The 18,768-nt window shown below is 33.5% G+C and carries 14 protein-coding genes and 3 pseudogenes; 12 read left to right on the plus strand and 5 right to left on the minus strand.

Features of this window, described 5'->3' with window-relative positions; genetic code table 11:
- The first annotated feature begins 12 nt into the window (after nucleotides 1-12).
- The 6 genes from MKY90_RS28505 (at nucleotide 13) to MKY90_RS28530 (ending at nucleotide 8,254) form a co-directional block, all read left to right on the plus strand.
- Nucleotides 13-960 (plus strand): hypothetical protein, encoded by a 948-nt coding sequence (locus MKY90_RS28505; protein WP_012259782.1) that lies wholly within the window; start codon nucleotides 13-15, stop codon nucleotides 958-960.
- A gap of 14 nt (nucleotides 961-974) precedes the next feature.
- Nucleotides 975-2,189: a hypothetical protein gene (locus MKY90_RS28510; RefSeq protein WP_341093532.1), complete on the plus strand. Its 1,215-nt coding sequence runs from the start codon at nucleotides 975-977 to the stop codon at nucleotides 2,187-2,189.
- A 12-nt stretch (nucleotides 2,190-2,201) separates the two neighbouring features.
- Nucleotides 2,202-3,983 carry a hypothetical protein gene (locus MKY90_RS28515; protein ID WP_098168868.1) on the plus strand — a complete coding sequence of 594 codons (1,782 nt, stop codon included), beginning with the start codon at nucleotides 2,202-2,204 and terminating at the stop codon, nucleotides 3,981-3,983.
- Nucleotides 3,984-3,986: 3 nt separating this feature from the next.
- Nucleotides 3,987-6,041: a hypothetical protein gene (locus MKY90_RS28520; protein ID WP_341093534.1), complete on the plus strand. Its 2,055-nt coding sequence runs from the start codon at nucleotides 3,987-3,989 to the stop codon at nucleotides 6,039-6,041.
- Nucleotides 6,042-6,219: 178 nt separating this feature from the next.
- Entirely contained in the window at nucleotides 6,220-6,993 is a 774-nt protein-coding gene (locus MKY90_RS28525; protein WP_098168870.1) for a hypothetical protein, read from the plus strand.
- A gap of 13 nt (nucleotides 6,994-7,006) precedes the next feature.
- Nucleotides 7,007-8,254: a hypothetical protein gene (locus MKY90_RS28530; protein ID WP_098168871.1), complete on the plus strand. Its 1,248-nt coding sequence runs from the start codon at nucleotides 7,007-7,009 to the stop codon at nucleotides 8,252-8,254.
- Between the two features lie 287 nt (nucleotides 8,255-8,541).
- On the opposite strand, the gene MKY90_RS28535 is transcribed toward MKY90_RS28530, so the two are convergent.
- Entirely contained in the window at nucleotides 8,542-8,730 is a 189-nt protein-coding gene (locus MKY90_RS28535) for a hypothetical protein (RefSeq protein WP_098168872.1), read from the minus strand.
- 590 nt (nucleotides 8,731-9,320) lie between these two features.
- On the opposite strand from MKY90_RS28535, the pseudogene MKY90_RS28540 reads away from it, so the two are divergent.
- The 4 genes and pseudogenes from MKY90_RS28540 to MKY90_RS28555 form a co-directional block, all read left to right on the plus strand.
- Nucleotides 9,321-9,439 (plus strand): annotated as a pseudogene (locus tag MKY90_RS28540) (hypothetical protein); the annotation flags it as partial.
- Nucleotides 9,440-9,689: 250 nt separating this feature from the next.
- Entirely contained in the window at nucleotides 9,690-10,760 is a 1,071-nt protein-coding gene (locus MKY90_RS28545; RefSeq protein WP_341093538.1) for a DUF3994 domain-containing protein, read from the plus strand.
- Between the two features lie 59 nt (nucleotides 10,761-10,819).
- Nucleotides 10,820-11,025: pseudogene (locus MKY90_RS28550) on the plus strand (hypothetical protein).
- A 401-nt stretch (nucleotides 11,026-11,426) separates the two neighbouring features.
- A complete protein-coding gene (locus MKY90_RS28555; RefSeq protein WP_098168873.1) occupies nucleotides 11,427-12,695 on the plus strand; it encodes a glycoside hydrolase family 5 protein in 1,269 nt (422 codons plus the stop codon).
- Nucleotides 12,696-13,064: 369 nt separating this feature from the next.
- Here the strand turns inward: MKY90_RS28555 and MKY90_RS28560 are convergent, their stop codons facing one another.
- From MKY90_RS28560 to MKY90_RS28570, 3 genes are all read right to left on the minus strand, one after another.
- Nucleotides 13,065-13,385 carry a hypothetical protein gene (locus tag MKY90_RS28560; RefSeq protein ID WP_098168874.1) on the minus strand — a complete coding sequence of 107 codons (321 nt, stop codon included), beginning with the start codon at nucleotides 13,383-13,385 and terminating at the stop codon, nucleotides 13,065-13,067.
- A gap of 534 nt (nucleotides 13,386-13,919) precedes the next feature.
- Nucleotides 13,920-14,261, minus strand: coding sequence for a YolD-like family protein (locus MKY90_RS28565; protein ID WP_088037744.1), 342 nt, complete (start codon nucleotides 14,259-14,261; stop codon nucleotides 13,920-13,922).
- The gene (locus MKY90_RS28570; RefSeq protein ID WP_341093544.1) at nucleotides 14,258-15,523 is read right to left on the minus strand and encodes a Y-family DNA polymerase; all 1,266 of its coding nucleotides are present in this window, start codon (nucleotides 15,521-15,523) and stop codon (nucleotides 14,258-14,260) included. Before MKY90_RS28570 ends, MKY90_RS28565 begins: the two co-directional genes overlap by 4 nt.
- Nucleotides 15,524-15,865: 342 nt before the next feature.
- On the opposite strand from MKY90_RS28570, the gene MKY90_RS28575 reads away from it, so the two are divergent.
- Together MKY90_RS28575 and MKY90_RS28580 are read left to right on the plus strand one after the other, a co-directional pair.
- Nucleotides 15,866-17,299 (plus strand): ABC transporter permease, encoded by a 1,434-nt coding sequence (locus tag MKY90_RS28575; RefSeq protein ID WP_341093547.1) that lies wholly within the window; start codon nucleotides 15,866-15,868, stop codon nucleotides 17,297-17,299.
- 11 nt (nucleotides 17,300-17,310) lie between these two features.
- Nucleotides 17,311-17,997: an ABC transporter ATP-binding protein gene (locus tag MKY90_RS28580; protein WP_002090397.1), complete on the plus strand. Its 687-nt coding sequence runs from the start codon at nucleotides 17,311-17,313 to the stop codon at nucleotides 17,995-17,997.
- A 275-nt stretch (nucleotides 17,998-18,272) separates the two neighbouring features.
- On the opposite strand, the pseudogene MKY90_RS28585 reads toward MKY90_RS28580, so the two are convergent.
- Nucleotides 18,273-18,458: pseudogene (locus tag MKY90_RS28585) on the minus strand (SunI/YnzG family protein); the annotation flags it as partial.
- Nucleotides 18,459-18,768 lie beyond the last annotated feature (310 nt).

The raw sequence follows: 18,768 nt of genomic DNA on the forward strand, positions 1-18,768 counted from the left end.
GGAGGAAAGGGAATGCCTACTCCCATTTATATTGAACAACATTATTCATTATCCGTATCTGAATTTGAAGGACTATGGGAAATGACATTTATGCACCCATACAATCGACAAGAGCATTTTAGTATCTATCTAGTTGCTCCTAATAGTGATTATGAACATGCTGAGCTTGATGATCGCCCGATTGTAGAAGCTGGACCAAGATTAACGGAAGTATTAAAACGATTACTTTATAAAATCGAATACTATCCTTATTCTTGGGACTTCGCGGGAAAGAAAATTGTTTCATATGGGTATGATTTTGAAACAGACTTTACAGGTACCAGTTTGACCTATATTGATTTAACTGAGATCGCCCTTAAAGAAGTAAATGAGTTTTATAATTTCTTCTCTGCGTTAAAAACAGATGTAGTAGATGAAACAGAAAAGGTCAGCGGAAAAGGTGTTATGGCCAAGCTGAAAATCACGTTGGACAAGCCTAAAACCGTAAATCATTTGTTCATTGATTTCTTTACAGAGTATCCAATCGAGTTACTTTCATTGATGTATCAAGTTGACCAGAATGAAGAATCGACTACTTACGAAATTCCTCTTTCAAAAGCAGTTCAAACAAATGGATCGATCTATCTTCATTTCTCTCCTGTATTTGCAAAGACATTCTATTTAATCATTAAGCAAGAGTCTTATACATTACTAGACCAATCAAAGAAGGAAGAAGAAGTAATGAAAGCAGAGTTATGGGATCAAGCTTCAACAAGAAGCCAATCTATTTATGAGTCTGCAGTTGGAGAATATGTAGACCAATTATTCTCTTCTAAATCTGGTATTCAGCTGCATCAAGAAATCTTAGATAGTTACCAAAACATTAATGTAAGTCACGCATCTATTTCATCGGATCCTATGAATTTATACCGTAGTGATTTTGAACAAGCAAAAAGATCTTTAGATAGCCAACAACGATAGAAAGGAGGATTTAGATGGTTAACAGTTTTGAAAGTGCAAGTAAACCAAAAACAACTTTACTACAAAGTCAAAGTGCTACAAGTAGCACAACACCTGGACCGCTTCCTCCAATCGTAGAAGGAATTGGTTCAAGTAACCGTACAAATAGTTCAACAGAATATGTTTACCAGTATGGAATAAAGAACCTTCAATTAAATCATTCTTTGTATGAACAAGCTGGAATTTTTGTTACAAAACCAATTGAAGTAGAGGGTAATATTGTAGAGGTTTCATTATCTACCTTTGAAGACCATCCGCTGTTTAATGAGCTAAATGGGATGGCAACAGATCGGGTCACTTCTATTGAATACTACATCTCATTAGAAGAAAATCCGTCACTTAATGATTGGGTTTCAATCCTTCCTGAAGGTACAAGGAATGTGAGGTGTGAAAAGCTATTCTTCCGTGGCTCAAGTGCGGAACTTCGATTCCATGCAGACATTAGTGATGAAGATAATACAAGAGTATACCGCAATAATATTTTAATGAATAGGAGTGACTGGTACTTTACAGAAAGAGGAGCTGCTATTCAGTTGACTGTGCCTCATGATAATAGTTCAATTTACACTATTGATTATGTACCAAACGCAAACTTATTTGACCCTTGGACAGTTAAGGTAGGAGATCGATTTTCTAAAAGGATTCGTAAAGTAGAGTCTTTCCCAAATGGAACTGATTATAACAATACAATTAAGCTTTCTAAGTATCCATATGTTGATTATAAACAAGTGAACAGTGAAGAGAGTTATGATCCGAATACAAGTGATTACAGACCAATTGATGTATTTCTAACGAGCGGTTCAATCGTAGTAGAGGGGGGAAAGACACAACAAGAATTTTTCCCAATCTCTTATTCAAGCAAAAATGAATTTACAACAAAAAACCGTACAGATTATAAAACTAACAAAGATGTATTTTTAAATAAGTACAGCATTGTTCCGGATTCTGTTTACAACACATTTGAGTATAAGCAAGAGAAGAATAAACTCATTTTCACAGAAAGCTTTAATCGCTCGGATCTTTATTATAACGAAGCAACAAATCATGGTAATGCGACAGTGGTTGTTCACTACGATTACTTAGTGACAAACTTTCGATTAAAAGTTATCTTGCGTAAAAACGTAGGTGATGAACTAGTGGTAACGCCAATGGTTGATAGCTACCAATTAAAATTTAAAGTCATGAAGTAGGGAGGTGCAAGAATGAATGCCCCTGTTATTGAATCTAAAATATTAGAGAAACAAAGAGAATATCTTTTGGAGCAAGCGAAATTACGATTAAGTAGTTCTGCTACACAAGAAGAAGTATCTCAATTAGCAGATGAAATCTTTTACAGGTATCAATCTTGCATAGGTAAGCCTTTATTCCAGGCACGTAAAGTTGTGTTTGGAGAACTACCTTTTCTTGAGGATTACTATGATAACAACAAGGAAATGGAGAAAGACTTAGGTATTTTATTCTCAGAACTAAATACCATTGCTACATACCTGGTAGATTATTTTAATTATTCTCAGAGTGAGAAAGATAGAATCTTATCTATCGTGCGCAGTATTAATGGGATCGTATCAGACCTTCAAATGTTAACTGAAGAAACAACCCCTAACACGGTTTATTTAAAAGAATCGTTTATGAATTACGATAATGTGGATTCTGTTTTAACTCCAGTAGAGAACAGAAGCATGATTCATACACAAGAAGGCGTATTAACACTGCGTCGTACAAATGCTTTAAATAGAAGCATAGGAAGTAAAGTTCGAACTATTCAAGGTAATGGAATTGCAGGAACTTATTATCTATCTCGTAAAGTTCAATCAGATTCAGAGTTCGAAAATTACCAGTATGTTTCTTCTCAAATTAAGAATGATGATCCGAAAGCATTAATCGATGGAAACGCGGATACTGTATTTGAATTTGAAATGGTAAACATCCCAGAAAGTTATAAGAAACAATCATTCTATTACGACGTTGAATGGGCAAAGGGAAAGGAACATGGTGACTTACTACGTGTAAAGATTGTTGTTCAATTACCTAAGAGCGAGACAATCAACTGGATTAATTTAAATCCTTATCATGCTGCAGGTAGCCCAGGTACAGCTAATGTATATTCTATTCGAACATCTAATGACGGTATTGAATACCAAGGTCTTTTCGAAAAAGACCAATTTGTATTAAACCAAGAAATCAATAAAACACCTCAAAGCTATCGAGCAGAGGATTTATTCGATGGTAGCGAAAACTTTGCTAAAACAAAATTTTCTGGCCAAGGTGTTTGGAGCTTCCCATCAAGAGAAGCAAAATACATTGAATTCGTACTAGAACAACCAAATTCTTATAAAGAATTATTAGGACAAGAAGCATTCTATAGAAGAAAAAAGGATTCTACTTCATTTACACGTATTCGCAAACAGGAGGTGCCAAGTAATATTGTTGATGAAAAATACGGCATCCATACTATTAATAGCGACTATGAGATTAAAAAGGTATTGGAAGCTGTTGAGGGTTGGCGTTACGATATAGGAGTTCGAGACATCGACATTATGAGTTTCGAATTCGCTGAAACGAGTGAATATATTAGCAAACCATTTCTACTTGAAGATGGTATTAAGAAAGTACTTCTATATGCAAATGAAAAAGTTCCTGCTATATATAAAGAGAAGGTAAGTGAATCCAATGATTGGATTCAATACTTTGTTTCTTTCGATGATATAGACTGGCATAGAATTTCCCCACAACATCAGCAACCAGTAAACGATAAGTTCCCTGCAAAGGTGCTTTCAGTTAATGATAACGAATCTGATATTGAAAATGCGTTTGCTCTTTACAAACAAAACCTTCAATTAAAAGAACTTCCAAAGCAAGTAAGGTTAAAAATCATTATGAAGAGACCGGAGAAAACAACAGAAGATGAAATACCTCTTCTTCATACAACACCACTCGTTGAAGACTTCGCTTTAAAAATTCTTACAGAACAGAAAGGGGTGTAGGGGATGTCTATCAATATTCGTCAAAAACGTTTTACCGTAGCGGTAAACCAAATCCTTCAAGAAGAACTGAGAAAGGGAAATCTTCCTACATCCAAGGAGTTCGCTTCTCGTTTAAATAAACTATTAAGAGATCAAGAATTAGGTGCTCCTGAGTATAAATTTAAGCTTATTCGTAATGGTGAATTAGCTGAGTCTGATTTTTTCAATGAAGTTGTTGGAAAAATTCAAAAAGATTTGATGATTCTTTACGAAAATACAATTGCTGTTCATAACCAGCTAAAGGGAAAGTTTCATTGGTTTGAAGTAGAAAAGAATCGATTAGAGTATGAAGCTAGAAGATTAGAATCGGAATTAAAAGAGAAAATTTTGCTATATGGGAAGACAGGTTACTTAGCTAGTATCTTTGATACATTTGATGACCTATCTAAAATTGATTCAGAAGACAATGTATCTATCGATATAAAGAATCATCAAATCACCCTTAAAAAACAGGAGAATACCTCATTTTTAATTAATCCTGCTAGTGAAATTAAGTTCGTTATGCCAAAAAGTTCTGTAAGTACATTTAAGAAGATTCCCATTTCAGGGAAGATTGAACAAGCATTAAATGCAAATACAAATGAAACATTCCAAGAAGTATGGTTGTCTAAAACGGAAGGGCCAGCTGATGGATATATAGATATCAAATTTAATGATAAACAGGTATTGAATCGAATTGATTTAAGCCTACATACAATTAAAAGTGCTACTGTGTATATTGAATTCACGCTAGATGAACTGAATTATTTCCACTTACCATATTATCCAGATGGTAAACTGACAGGGAATAACGTATCTTTTTATTTCCCGACAACAGAAATGAAGAATATGCGAATTTGGATTCGCAAACAGGAAAGTGATAAAGAAATTGTCCATCCTGAAGGTTATTCATATCAGTACTTGTTTGGAGTTAAAAAAATTCAATTTTTCCAATTAAGTTATCCAGAAAGAGGAGAGGTTGTTACAAAATTTCTTACGCCAAAAACAGATGAGACATTCTCTATTGGAAAAGTATCATTGGTTACAGAAGAAGAGATTCCGGACGGTACGGATATCGAGTACTTTGTACGAGTAGATGACAGGGAAGAGAGCTGGAAACAGATTTCTCCTGTTAACAGGGATACTGCACAAGCACCTAACCTAATTGATTTTAAATATGTTGTTCATGCTAGTCAAACAAACTTGGGCATTCGAAAGAATATCGGTGGCCAAGAATCTGAGATTATCGAACTGCAAGCAAATGGAGTCGCATTCTATTCATTAGGTTCTATTGAGAAACGTAAAATCGTTCCGCGAACAGAGCGTTTGTATATGGGTAAAGATGCTTGGAGTGTTCAGAAGACAGTAGAGAATTTTGGGGAAACCCATATCCCTTCTCTCGATGATTGGAAGAAGCCATCAAATGATATCGTTCAAAATGTAATACCAATCCAGGAAGGGCATCGAGGACTGATTCTACAAGATGAACAATTCACACAACATACGCAACTGTATTATGGAATGGGTATTTTCTATGAAGGAAAAGAACAAGTGCTTTCTACAATCCCATCATCTACAGAACCGATTGCCATCTTCTTAAATGGAGAAAAGTTATTTGAAGGAATCCCTTCTTCTCAAACTAATGTAAACTACAAATTTAAACAGGGATGGAATGATCTAACTGTGTTGGTGTATGTACAGAATTTGAATAAGGACTGTACGATTGATTTAGGATTTGATCCGATTCGTGTAAGTACTCATTGTTATTCTTCAAGTCAGTTCCTGGAAAAGGTATCTGTATTCGACTTACGATATAACACAAAGAACAACGATTGGTCTAAGTACGCCCTTTATGAGAAAAATGGAAAGGTTTATATTGTGGTTAATCATTCACTACCGGGTGTAACATATGATTTTTACTATGACTATGTGGATGAAGTAGAGCACCGAAATATTCAATTGAAAATCGCTATGAAACACTTCTCAGTAGGGCAGTATACAACACCTGTATTACGTCGATATACATTACAATTTAGTTAGTGAGCAGTTATCAATGGGGAAAGAAATGCTAAGACATACTTGTTACAACTCTCAGGATAAAATAGGTAAGTACTGTCCCAATTAGAAATGACAAAACGTATGTGTTGGTAATTTACATAACTGTATTAAAGAGAAGTACCTATCTAAAGCTTAAATAAATGAAAGGAATGGCAAAGAGATGCAAATAGAAAAGAAATATAAACCTTCTTTCCATAAAGCCAATGCTCGTTACCGTGGTGTTACTGAGCTTTCCCAATATACGAATTTTGTTCTTGAATCTGCCCACGACCTTTTATTATTAGGAAACATTACAGAAGGAAATGAAGCAACACATAAAGATGGACACAAAAAAGAAATGTACAATAATTTCATTTCTATCATGACAGGTGATTGGGAAGTAGGGAAGTCGAGTTTATTTACGGCTTCCACACTTCAAAAAATTGACTACTCACGAACAGTTCCTATTCCTGAATTAGATAGTTGGAGTCCTTTAAATGGCTGTACAAAAACAGCAGTGAGTGACGCAATTAAGCTCTCTTCAAATGGATTGCTAGATCCAGTAGGAATGTTTAGTACTCTTTATGTAGAACCAGGAGACAAGCTTTATATTCGAATGAAGGTAAGAAGTACAGGTGGTGCTTCAGACTTTTCCTTTGGTTCGAACAATATGCGTATGGGACCAGATAAGAATGGTGACACAAGGAAGGTTCCTTTAGCGAAAAGTAATGAATTTATCACTATCGATTACGTGTTACGTTTCCAATATGCTGAATCAGTATCAATTAATATAAACGTTCATGAAAAACCGAACGAGTTAAAGGCGGAAAATGTTGAAATAAAAGATCTTGAGATATATTACTTTAATGAAACACCAATTCAAGCTTCATCTATCGACATGGTTATTAAGCCAAATGTTGATGAACTAGAAGAAAAAATTAATTCGATACGATAGGGAAGGTGAGTACATGCGCCCGATTACATTAAGAAATCCAAATCTAAACAAAGGGCCTAGCTCTTCTGAAGAGTTTAATAAACTACGTAATGACATCCAGACTGATATTACAAATTTGTTTGATATTGTTAATAGTCATGATGGCATAATCTCTGAGAATATGGATCATATTTTACGTGAAAATTACTTCTTACAAAACCGTCTAAAGAAGTTAGAAGGACGGGTGTATGAGCTAGAAAAGGATTACCAAAATAACAGTGTAGACGGGGAGAGTATCCTAACTCGGTCCTTCTATCATGCAAGCAATATTATTTCCTCAAATGCAAATAATCCCATTAATATAGATACACTTCACGGGATTGTTACCCCAGTTGTTGTTAGATCTCATGATAAGATTGCTTATAAGAATGACTTAGGAGAATACATATTACCTAGCAACCTAGAAGTAAGTGTATTTGAGTCATCAGATGTAGAGCCAATTGATGAAGAAACAAAACAACGCAAGTTCTATGCAGTAGATTCTAGTGGTATTACTAAAGCATTTGATGGAGATAAGAACTCATTTTGGGTTCGTCAATCTGAATCTAACGAAAACAAATGCGTAACAGAAGTGTATGGATTAATTCATGTGAAAATTCCACAAAATATTTCTAATAACATTTATACAAACACAATTACTATTCATCCATCTCCGGAGTACTCTATGAGTATTCTTGATATTCAATATAAGAATCAAAATGGAGAGTGGAGGCGTATTGAAACCTACCCAATTAAAAAGGTAAACAATACAGACATTCCAGAAGAGATTGTTGAATCTGGTAAGTTAGTATTCTCATTCCCAAGAAGACAAGTAACAGAATTACAAATTAAAGTAAAACAACCTTACTGGTTTAAGCATGATAACAAACGAATTTTTATGTATGGATTCCAAGACATCGTTGTTGAATACCGTGAATATTCCCAAGATACTGCGGAATTCACAACAAAGTTCTCTTTAGAAGGAACAAATCGTCGTTTTACAAATGTAAACACGCCAAAGGTAACAGTACCCGTTGGATGTCCATCACTTAATGATTACACTGTAAAACACGAATTGTACTTTGATGAAGGACTAACGGAGAAGTTTGATTTTTCAACAGATATTTTCCAACCAATTCAAACTGTATATGTAAAAACACTTTTAAAAACAGCAGGGGATCAGGTACCAATCTTACGCGAGATTGAATTGCCTTATCGACATGAAGAAATAGAATTGTTATAAAAAGAGAAAGAAGCATAACCGAAATATTGTCTTAAAGATTTATGAATTTAAAAATCCGTTTCTATTTTAGAAACGGATTTTATGTATTTAATTTTTTCATTAGGTTTATATTATTCAATGTGGGGTTACAGACCTTTTACTTTTATCACATTTCGGAAACTTGTTTCCTATTGAAAATGCAAATTTTCTTAAATGTTTTCTTTCGGAATCATTTTTCTCTTCCTTTGATCTAGTTTCTTCACAATTATGTGTTTTTGGTTGGTCAACTTTATTATCAGAGTCTATAATCATACGAATATTAAATATAACCCACCGATTAGAAGTGCCAGAGCTATGATTAATATTATTACTCCATCAGGGCTATTCATAATTTTTTTTATGTGTTCTTTTGCTATTTGCTTAGTTTCTCCACTTGAAAAAAGATAAACAATAGAATTAAAAATTAGTAAGAAAAATGCAGTGACGACCTCTAACATTACTTATGTTCCTCCTTAATTTAAATGATCTTATAAATTATACCAGTTAGAACAATTTAAAGTAACAAAATTTAACTTAAATATTATATCCTTCTTAAAGTTTAATTTTTAAATTTTTACTAGAGTAAGGACCTTTTCCTTTTTATTTTTAACTACACGGATTTTGGGATTAATACTTCAATATAATTGTTTACTATTACAATAAATACATTTGTTGTTATTCTGTTGTATTTTATAAAAGAAAAAGACAGCCTTGGGTGGCTGTCTTTTTCTTTTAGGGAGGAATTTAAATAATTAGGTAAGGTAGATAGGATTAAACAAGTTCAAATTCACGGGAGATGTGAAAATACAAACTTGCGAGGTAACTTACATTCTTAATAAAACCTTTTCATCGTGAATATGCAACCTTCTATTTTGAAAAGTTTAGGGAGAGAAGGATTAAAGCTAATTTCTATGTCTTTCAATGTAATATGAATTTAGTTGAAAGGTTGCTAGAAAAATGAAATTATGGGAATATTCATGAGCAAAAAATAAAAACATTATTTATTTAGTAATCGTTCCAAAATCGTTAATATATAGTTGCAAATTTCTTATACGTTGTAGTTGGTGAATTGGCACCAAAAATACTTGTGATTCAAAAGGCTGAGAAGGTTACATTATTGCTTTCAGCCTAGCTTATCTTATCTGGTTCCATGAAATCTTACATCCGTTATATAATGATAAGAGGATACCTGGTGGATTCGAGAAAGCCAATAATATAATTATAGACGTACTGAGTACAGGGCAACCGATTTTTGATGAAATAGACAAAGGTTTACCTGATGCGAAACGTAAAGCAGAGAAGAGAGTAGAAAGGAATTTAAGTGATAATGCAGAAGGTGAATTCCGTATTCATAAATTAAATCCTAAAATGGTAAGCAGAAAAGAAAATAACAACGATTATTAAAGGGGGATGACGTATGAAATCGAAGAAACTAATCACGTTAGCGATTCCGGTTATGTTATTAGGTGGTTGTGCTACAATTCAAGGTTCACCAAAGATAGAAGCAAGGACAGAAGAGTCAAGCAAAGCGAAAGTTACGGAACAAGATAAAAAGTCTACTAATTCGAAAGATGACGGTAAAGATATTCAAAAGATTCGAGTTTTAGAAGAGGATTACCCACAATACATGTTAGACATGGAGAAAGATTTAGTGAAGCGGTTAAATCTTTATAAAGATTCAATAAAATACTATCAAAAAGGTAGTAAATCAAGGGAAGAAGTCTTAGTTTCCAAAGACTATATGAAAGTACTGGATAAGATAGAGTCTATAGATGCCCCTTCTAAATACAAGGAAGATCACAAAGAAGTTCTTAAAGCAGTCAGTAAGTATAGAGGATCCTTTGAAGAAATAGAAAAGGTATTCAAGAAAAAAGACTTCTCAATGGAAGCTGATAAGGAAGTAATTGAAAAGGCAGACAGTAAGCTATCAGAAGGTAATCGTATTTGGATACCGGTGTTTGAAAAACTAAAGAATGAATCAAAAAGAGTAAAAAGTTCTTCTGATTCGTCTAGTGAAGACGTTTCATCAAGTTTTGTTCCAAAATCATCTTCACCTAACCCAGGTCAATTAGACAAGAGCCTAGCCGAAACAGGTATGTTCAAAGGTATAGTTGGTACTGATGAAGAGTTAGGAATAAACGATACTAATACATCTAGGTACATTAAAAATGAAAGATCTATTGTAGGTAAGTATGGTATTGATTTAGGAGACGGAGTCAAAACAATATTTGATTTAGAAGGTGATATGACATTTGCTTTTTATAAGTATGGGGATTTCCCAAGTAGAGATAATCTAATGAAGGGAACATACGAGTTAGACGTACCTTCTTTACAATTAACATTAAAACTAACAAGCGTAACTGAGAACGGTTATAAGACTCAAAGAACTGAGAGTTTTAGATATCAGGTACAAAATTATGATTTAAATACGTTACAACTTTATAGTGCAGACGAAGATGTCCGTATGAGATTGATTAAACACGGGTAAATATATTAGTAGGGTTAGGTGAAAAAGCCTAGCCCTTATTTTAGGGGGATATTGCATAAATGGAGCAGGTTATACAAGAGTTTTTTCTCCAAGTAAAAATTATAAGGTTCAAATCATTAAAAGAAAAGATGGTCTATATACAACAGAAGCGTATAGATGGATGGAGGATTGTGGATATGAATTTTGGAGTTATATATCACAAGGATTGACTTTGGTAGATAGTGAGGAACATGCGCGAAAGATTGCTATAGAACTACTAATATAATGTTCAAGAGAAAGGTTTAAAAATACGTAATTATATTTGTAAATTTATAAAGAAGTATGATTTTTTATTATTTGTGAAAGAATACAAATCTTTTGTAAGTGAACCTAGTAGTATTAATTTATAGATTCATATACTTTTATGAAAATACATGAAGTAAATTCCATCTAATCTTATTTACTTTATAGGAATTGTTAGGTATAATAAAAGTAGGTACAAAATGTACCATTTGAAAAAGAGTGCATTGCAAAAAGGAATCCGTAAAGGATTCCTTTTTTATTTCTTTGAAAATGAAGCAACGTTCTAATTATCTCTTTCTTTTTTATGAATGAACTACCACTTTATAAACTTAAAAGGCATTTTTGTAAAATTGCCATATTCCTGTAACAAAACAAAGGTATGTTATGTGTGTTAAATATAAAGAGAAAGAAGGAAAAGTTGTGAAAAAAATTTTGCCGATTGTTGCGTTATTAGGCATGATGAGTTTTGGAGTACAGGAAATGAATGTGAAAGCTGATACTTATCACAAGAGTGATTCCAAAATTCATTTTTGGGATTCCAAAAGAAAAGGTACTAATTTTATGAATAGTACTTCATTACCTGAAAACTATAAAAGTGCAAAGGAAGCTAATATTGAATATGTCCGTTTAGCACCTGATAAATGGGCGAAAGATAAAGATTTCTTATTTGAGGATAAACCAGATACTTCTGGAAAGGATTTTCTGATAGGGAATGCAGATAACTATCAGGGATTGGTAAAGGAAGATTTGGAAAAATTAAAAGCGGATTTAGATGCCGCACAATCGCAAGGAATGAAAGTCGTTCTTACAATGCTATCCTTACCTGGTGATCGATGGCGCCAATTCAATAATAATAAGAATGATGATAGAATCTGGGAAGAAGAGAAGTATCAAGAACAAGCAAGTGAATTTTGGAAGGACCTTGCTCTTGAACTAAAAGATCACCCTGCAGTGGTTGGTTACAATATTATAAATGAACCGCATCCAGAAACAGCTAAAAATAATAGATATAATGATTTTTGGACAGAAGATTACGAGAAATGGTATGAAAAAGTGAAAGGAACGACAGCGGATTTAAATAGATTTAATCAAAAGGTCATTAATTCCATTCGTGAAGTGGACCAAGAAACACCGATTATTTTAGATTCAGGTTTATATGCTACTCCATGGGCCTTTAAATATTTAAAACCAGTAAAGGATAAAAAAACACTTTACGCATTTCATATGTATGAACCATATGAATTAACGAGCCAAGGTGAAAAACAAAACAAGGAATATCAATATCCGGGATTTGTAAAAGTTGGGGATTTAGAGAAACCTGTAATGTGGAACAAACAGGGATTAGAGAAATTTTTAAAGCCAATCCAACAATGGTCTAAGAAAAATCATGTACCATCTAATCGAATTATTGCGGAGGAGTTTGGAATTAACCGTACTGTCCCTGGTGCTACCAAATACATGCAAGACCTTATTTCTATCTTCAACCAAAAAGGTTGGCATAAATCATTCTATGCGTTCCGTGAAGACACTTGGACGGGAATGAATTATGAATTGGGAACAGAAAAAATAAAATGGGGCGAAGATGGTAAACCGATACGTCAAGATAATTCGCTCTGGGATGTAATTAAAAAAGATTTACAGGGGCATAAATAGTTTAGAATGTTTGGCTTACGGACTAAATAAATTAGCCATTAGCCATCTCTTCATTTTATGGTATTTCTTGTGGATTTACAATTCAGTTTCCTAGTAAACTTTCTTTAAATTATCAAGATTCAGGTAGAAGGGTCTAAACAAAAGGGGGAAATTCAATTGGCTGTGATTTACTGATTATAATCAATATGTATATTATCTGTCTTTCTGTAGAAACTGTTTTAGTCAAATAAATACAAAAAGTAGACATACAAAAACGCCATTCTTTCTATGATTTTTAAGAAAGAATGGCGTCTTATTTATTTCACAGGGTATTTCTTTTGTTTGCCTGATAGCAACTGAACAGAAATTATGTACATTCGCAAACTGATTCTATTGAGTTTTTCCTTCTTTGTAAATATAAATGGCATTCCCGCTTTGTACTAAAACTACAACCCTATCATCCTTTTTATATTTAATCATCGCGCCGTCTGCCTTCAGTGTTTTCCACCCAGCAAACCATATTCCTAATTGATAATCAAATGGTAAACCGTTCGAAAAGCATGATCCATTGTATTCATAATCCTTATGCTCATCTTGATATACATATTCTGCACGAGCAGGTACAGGAAATCCCTGTATTTTTGATTCAACTGTACGATTATAGTAAATGATAACAACGACTATTATCGTCAATGGTAACTTCCACTTCATTAAGTTCATCTCCTTTTATTTCCTCTTTTTAAAAAATTTATGGAAATACCCCTTTACTTCGACTTGAAATCATTAGTATCACAAAAGCCTTCATGCAATCATCATTGCGTGAAGGCTTTTTTGAAACTAGTGATTTCATCCAAGTGATTCAGACATATCTATTATTTTCGTTATCATTTTATCTAATATTTGCCTTGTTACCCTTATAGGGGTAGCGTCACATCGCTATCAAGCTAAGATTTTAAAGTACCCCCATAACGAAATTTTTATCTCTCTATAGTTATTTATGTGAATTTCGCTCGTTTTTTGCGTTTTGGGAGATAATTAGTTTTTTAACTTGATGGGCAGGAGGTCCCACCACATCGCTATCAAGCTAACAAAACAAGAGTCACTTTTGTTATAAGATATTTTTGACTTATGTTTCATTTATTATATTTTTAAAATATAGTTTCATATCCTTAGCTTCGAATTCATTTATTTCAAGGGGGGAGCGCAATCATCACATTTAGTATTTATACTTTGCATTGAATGCTTTTATTTTGCATCGACAACATCCATAAATTTAAGAGTAATCCTGTTATAAAAAGCATCTGTACATAATATAGAACAATTCAATGGATCAATATCAGTCACGGTCATGTAGTTAGTAAGCAGATAGCCATCTTCGTAATATGTAATCAACACCTCTTCTTCAGATAGTAATGAGCATAATAACATGTTCTCGATAAGTTCTTTTTCTTCAGAAGTTAAGAGTGGACGTGCTACTTTATTTTTTTCCTTAATAATCTCACGTATACCGTCAAATTGTTCTGTCATTGCAGCGAATGGCGTCCATTTCACCATTCCTCTTCCCTTTGGCATATTAGTGTCGTTCATGATTTGTGCCCTCCTAACAATGTGTTTCTGTATCTTGCTGTAGCACTATTTGTATAAGAAATTCCTCTTAATATGCTATTCTTACCAAACTTAGTGCGTATTTCATCCATTACCTTCGTTAATTTCATTTCTTTTTCTCGTTGTATTACATTGTCAAAAAGAGATATTTGTTCTTCACCTTCATTGATTAAGTTGGTTAAAGAAACATTGATGGATCTAATTGGTTCCCCGGTATAAAACTTATGTAAAAAATATGTACAAATATGATAGATATCCATTGTTAAATTAGTTGGTCGATTCATAGTGTGAATTTTTCTGAAACCACCAGCGTAGTTTTTACTGTAACCAATGGAGAAATGGATTGTTTGAGCTAGTTTGTTTTGTCTTCTCATTCGATAACAAACTTCCTCGATATGTTCCAGTAGGATGATCGGGAATTCCTCTATCGTGTAATCACGCATGAGTATTTGACTTTTACCAATAGATGTTGTTGCGGGTATGTATTTTTCTGCAATGCGGCTAAAATCAATGCCGTTGCTATGTAAGTGTAATTCTTCACCAATAACCCCAAAGCTTTGTATTAAGTATTTGAGAGGATAAACAGCTAGGTCACCGATTGAATGTATTCCTTTTCGGTTTAACTTCGCTTCTGTTTTACCCGAAATCCCCCAAAACTTGCTAAGTGGTCGTATCGGCCATAATTTTATAGGGACATCTTCGTACTTCCAGTATGCTATACAATCTTTCGTTTTCTTCGCTTCCACATCTAATGCCACTTTGCTCATTAAAGGATTAGGTCCAGTCCCAATCGTGCATTCAATTCTTGTTCTTTCATATATTTCACGTTTGAATTTTAATGCAAATTCATAGGGCTCATTCGCAAACAGATGAATGCTATTTGTAATATCCATAAAGAATTCATCGATGCTGTATTGATGGAAATCCTCAATCGGAACGTATTGTAGAGCTAATTTCGTTATGTAATTTGAGCATTTTATATAAGTTCCCATGATTGGGTTTACCACAAGAATGTCTTTACGCCGTGGTATTTCGTACAACCTTGCCATTTTTTTAACACCTAATGCCTTTAATGGTGGTGTTGCAGCCAAAACAATGGAGCCACTCCTGTTAACATCTCCTACTACAGCTAATTTAGTATGCAGTGGGTCTAAGCCCATCTTGATACAGGACACGCTTGCATAAAAGCTGCGAAGATCTACACATAAAACAATTCGATTTGGCAAAATTGAGTAGTCATACACCGTTATGCCTCCTTAAATAAGAACGTATGTTCTTATTGTATACGAATGTGCGTTCTGTTATAAAGGTTTTTTTATAAAAAAATAAAACTGATTCTAGTTAGCCAGTTTTTACATATCCCAAAAGTCGGTGGATTTAACGTTGGGTTGTATTTGTCTAATAACTTTTAAAAATTTTTTTATTACGTATTTTAATTTGTGTTCCAGTTTTTCTTGCCCATATTAATGAATTACTACATATAAACTCCAGATAAGCCCTAATATCTTTAGATAATCTACTGAATATCTTCATATAAACTCCAGATAGCGTATATACAATAACAACTATCAAGGAGGTTAGGAAAAATGAATTTTATAAAACGCGCAATTCTCAGTATGAAAAAAAGAATAGGAACATCATTAATTTTGATGGCGGTCTTTCTGATTGTTACAAACTTAGTGCTGGCAGGATTCACAATCCAAAATGCATCAAAAAAAGCTGCTGATGCAGCAAGAAAAAAACTGGGTGCTGATGTTACTTTAGGTCTTGATTTTGATAAATTAGGAAAACAAGCAAGGGAAACTGGAGAAGCGCCTAATCCGCCGCAGCTCAATACAAAAGAAACAGATCAATTAGCGAAGTCCAAGCATGTAAAAGACTATAATTATATAACCCATAATTTCGGAATTGCAGATGGATTTAAATTAGTAGGAGTTTCAGAAGGAGAAGGAGAAGGAAAAGGAAATGGAAATGCTAGAGTGGCAACGGCGGGAGGATCAGGTTCGGGTACAGAAATAGATATGAATTCTTCTCTTATGATAGAAGGAGTTCGCAAGACTTTATTACAAGAAAGCTTTAAAAATGGAAAAAATAAAATCGTTGATGGAAAACCGATTACAGAACAGATGCAAGATCAGAATGTAGCTTTAATGGAAAAACGATTAGCGGAACAAAACAATTTGAAAGTAGGAGATAAAGTTAAAGTTCAATCAGGGGATAAAAAGGAAACTCTTGAAATTGAAATTATCGGTATTTACGAAACGAATGAGCAACCAATGGGTCAAAATCCCCCTCCTATGATGAATCCAGCTAATAAACTATATATGCCTTACTCTACTTTAAAAAAATTAGAAGTAGATGAAGGTATGAGTAGTATTCAAGTTGTGTACTTATTGAACGACCCACAATACATTGATGCATTTAAAAAAGAAGCAAAAAAATCTGATATTGATTTTAATTATTTTAAGTTAGATGCACATGATTCATTGTACAAACAAATGATTGGTCCTATCGAAAATATCGCTTCTACTTCTCAAATGATTATCTATATGGTATCTATTGCAGGTGCGATTATCTTAGGATTAATCATTATGTTATCGATTAAAGCGCGTCGTAAGGAAATGGGGATTCTATTGTCCATTGGAGAGAAAAAATGGAAACTGATGGCGCAGTTCGTAGTAGAAGTAGTATGTATTGCTATTTTAGCATTTGGATTATCCATAACAACAGGAGCAAAAATTTCTCAATTCATAGGGAATAATTTACTTTCGAGTGAAATTGCTACAGCAAGCGAAGAAACAGATACCCCACAAAATGGTACTGTAATGATGTCTGGACCTGGTGGTACGCTACAAGACCAAAAAGAAGATCCAATTGATAAAATTGATGTAAGTGTAACAGGAGAAGATGTAGCGAAAATGGGGGGGATTGGACTAGCTATTGCTTTATTAGCAACGCTTCTTCCAGCATTATCTATTCTACGCTTAAATCCAAAACAAATCCTTTTAAAAGATGAATAAGGAGGCTCGACATGGAGACGATTTTACAATTTAAAAACTTAGATTATTACTATGAAAGTAACGGAAAAAAAGTAACGATACTAGATAATGTTAATTTTTCTTTTCAAAAAGGGCATTTCTACACGATTTTAGGGCCATCTGGATCTGGTAAAACCACAACTCTTAGCTTAGGTTGTGGTCTAGATATACCTAAAAATGGTTATGTACTGTTTAATGGCAAGGATATTCGAAAAATTGGCTTGGATCGATACCGTAATCAAAATGTATCCGTAATTTTCCAATCCTATAATTTGATTACCTATATGACTGCTCTTCAAAATGTACTAACGGCAATGGAAATTACAGGTGTGAAGGTACAGAATAAAAAAGCAAGAGCATTAGAATTATTAGAGAAGGTAGGACTCACAGAAGTAGAAGCAAAACGAAACGTCTTGCAACTAAGTGGCGGGCAACAACAGCGTGTAGCAATTGCTAGGGCACTATCTTGCAATGTTGATTTACTTATTGCGGATGAACCAACAGGAAACCTTGATGGAGAAACAGCAAAAGAGATTATTGAGTTGTTTCAAGAGCTTGCTCATCAAGAGAATAAATGTGTAATTGTTGTTACGCATTCACAAGAAGTTGCAAAAAAATCGGATCGAGCAGTGTATTTAAGTAAAAAGAAGTTAGTAGTAAACGAAATTAATAATAGCTAAGAAAAAAGCTACTTTCGTTCTTAATTCACATAATTTTCAAAATTAAAATCCATGGATGTTAATATTTGTTATATAATATATCTGTCAAAGCATTACCCCTGTAGTTTCTATGATGAATCTGTAAGATAGTTTGTTTGTCCCGTATATTCACCTGAAACTAAAAAGAACTTGTAGAGATTCCTACAAGTTCTTTTTGTTTTAAGGGTTAAATGTGGATTTGAAATAAAGTTACGATTTTTTGAAGAGGGAAAGTAAATGGGTTCTGTTGCAAAAGTTTAGCTTAGTTTTAAACACTTTGCAACAGAACATAGATAGGTATACTTTATTGTTTTAATTAAACTACAATCAGTTGTACCGTATGCTGTTCCAATTCGGAATACTTCTGCTTTTTCAACACCAGCATACGTATTATCTTCGGTTACCTCAATAATTTCACTCAATGGAATACAAACCTTTGCTAATTACAATATAATTAGTAATTTTTCTTCTATGTTTTTACATCAATACCTAGCACTTTACCAAAACATTACCATAGTTAAATTACAAATTGATTATCTAGTTATATAAATTGATTAATTAAAAAACAAACTTTTTGCGCTCTTAAATTCAATTTTCAGGTTCTTTAAGCAACAAAGCATCCTTCGAAAAAGGGAAGAAAGATAGTACTGGGGCAAGTTCAAATGAATAGGAATTGGAGCGATTTTATCGAATTCTGACAAAAGACTCCTTTCTTAAAAATGTGAAAGTGTAAAACGTCAATTTTAAGTGTGG

The sequence above is a fragment of the Bacillus sp. FSL P2-0099 genome (assembly GCF_038007445.1).
In the GTDB taxonomy this organism is placed as follows: domain Bacteria; phylum Bacillota; class Bacilli; order Bacillales; family Bacillaceae_G; genus Bacillus_A; species Bacillus_A mycoides.

Bases quoted from the DNA above. Each gene is read 5' to 3' on its own strand.
- MKY90_RS28505 (WP_012259782.1), top strand. From the start codon at position 13: ATGCCTACTCCCATTTATATTGAACAACATTATTCATTATCCGTATCT.
- MKY90_RS28510 (WP_341093532.1), top strand. From the start codon at position 975: ATGGTTAACAGTTTTGAAAGTGCAAGTAAACCAAAAACAACTTTACTA.
- MKY90_RS28515 (WP_098168868.1), top strand. From the start codon at position 2,202: ATGAATGCCCCTGTTATTGAATCTAAAATATTAGAGAAACAAAGAGAA.
- MKY90_RS28520 (WP_341093534.1), top strand. From the start codon at position 3,987: ATGTCTATCAATATTCGTCAAAAACGTTTTACCGTAGCGGTAAACCAA.
- MKY90_RS28525 (WP_098168870.1), top strand. From the start codon at position 6,220: ATGCAAATAGAAAAGAAATATAAACCTTCTTTCCATAAAGCCAATGCT.
- MKY90_RS28530 (WP_098168871.1), top strand. From the start codon at position 7,007: ATGCGCCCGATTACATTAAGAAATCCAAATCTAAACAAAGGGCCTAGC.
- MKY90_RS28535 (WP_098168872.1), bottom strand. From the start codon at position 8,730: ATGTTAGAGGTCGTCACTGCATTTTTCTTACTAATTTTTAATTCTATT.
- MKY90_RS28545 (WP_341093538.1), top strand. From the start codon at position 9,690: ATGAAATCGAAGAAACTAATCACGTTAGCGATTCCGGTTATGTTATTA.
- MKY90_RS28555 (WP_098168873.1), top strand. From the start codon at position 11,427: ATGTGTGTTAAATATAAAGAGAAAGAAGGAAAAGTTGTGAAAAAAATT.
- MKY90_RS28560 (WP_098168874.1), bottom strand. From the start codon at position 13,385: ATGAAGTGGAAGTTACCATTGACGATAATAGTCGTTGTTATCATTTAC.
- MKY90_RS28565 (WP_088037744.1), bottom strand. From the start codon at position 14,261: ATGAACGACACTAATATGCCAAAGGGAAGAGGAATGGTGAAATGGACG.
- MKY90_RS28575 (WP_341093547.1), top strand. From the start codon at position 15,866: ATGAATTTTATAAAACGCGCAATTCTCAGTATGAAAAAAAGAATAGGA.
- MKY90_RS28580 (WP_002090397.1), top strand. From the start codon at position 17,311: ATGGAGACGATTTTACAATTTAAAAACTTAGATTATTACTATGAAAGT.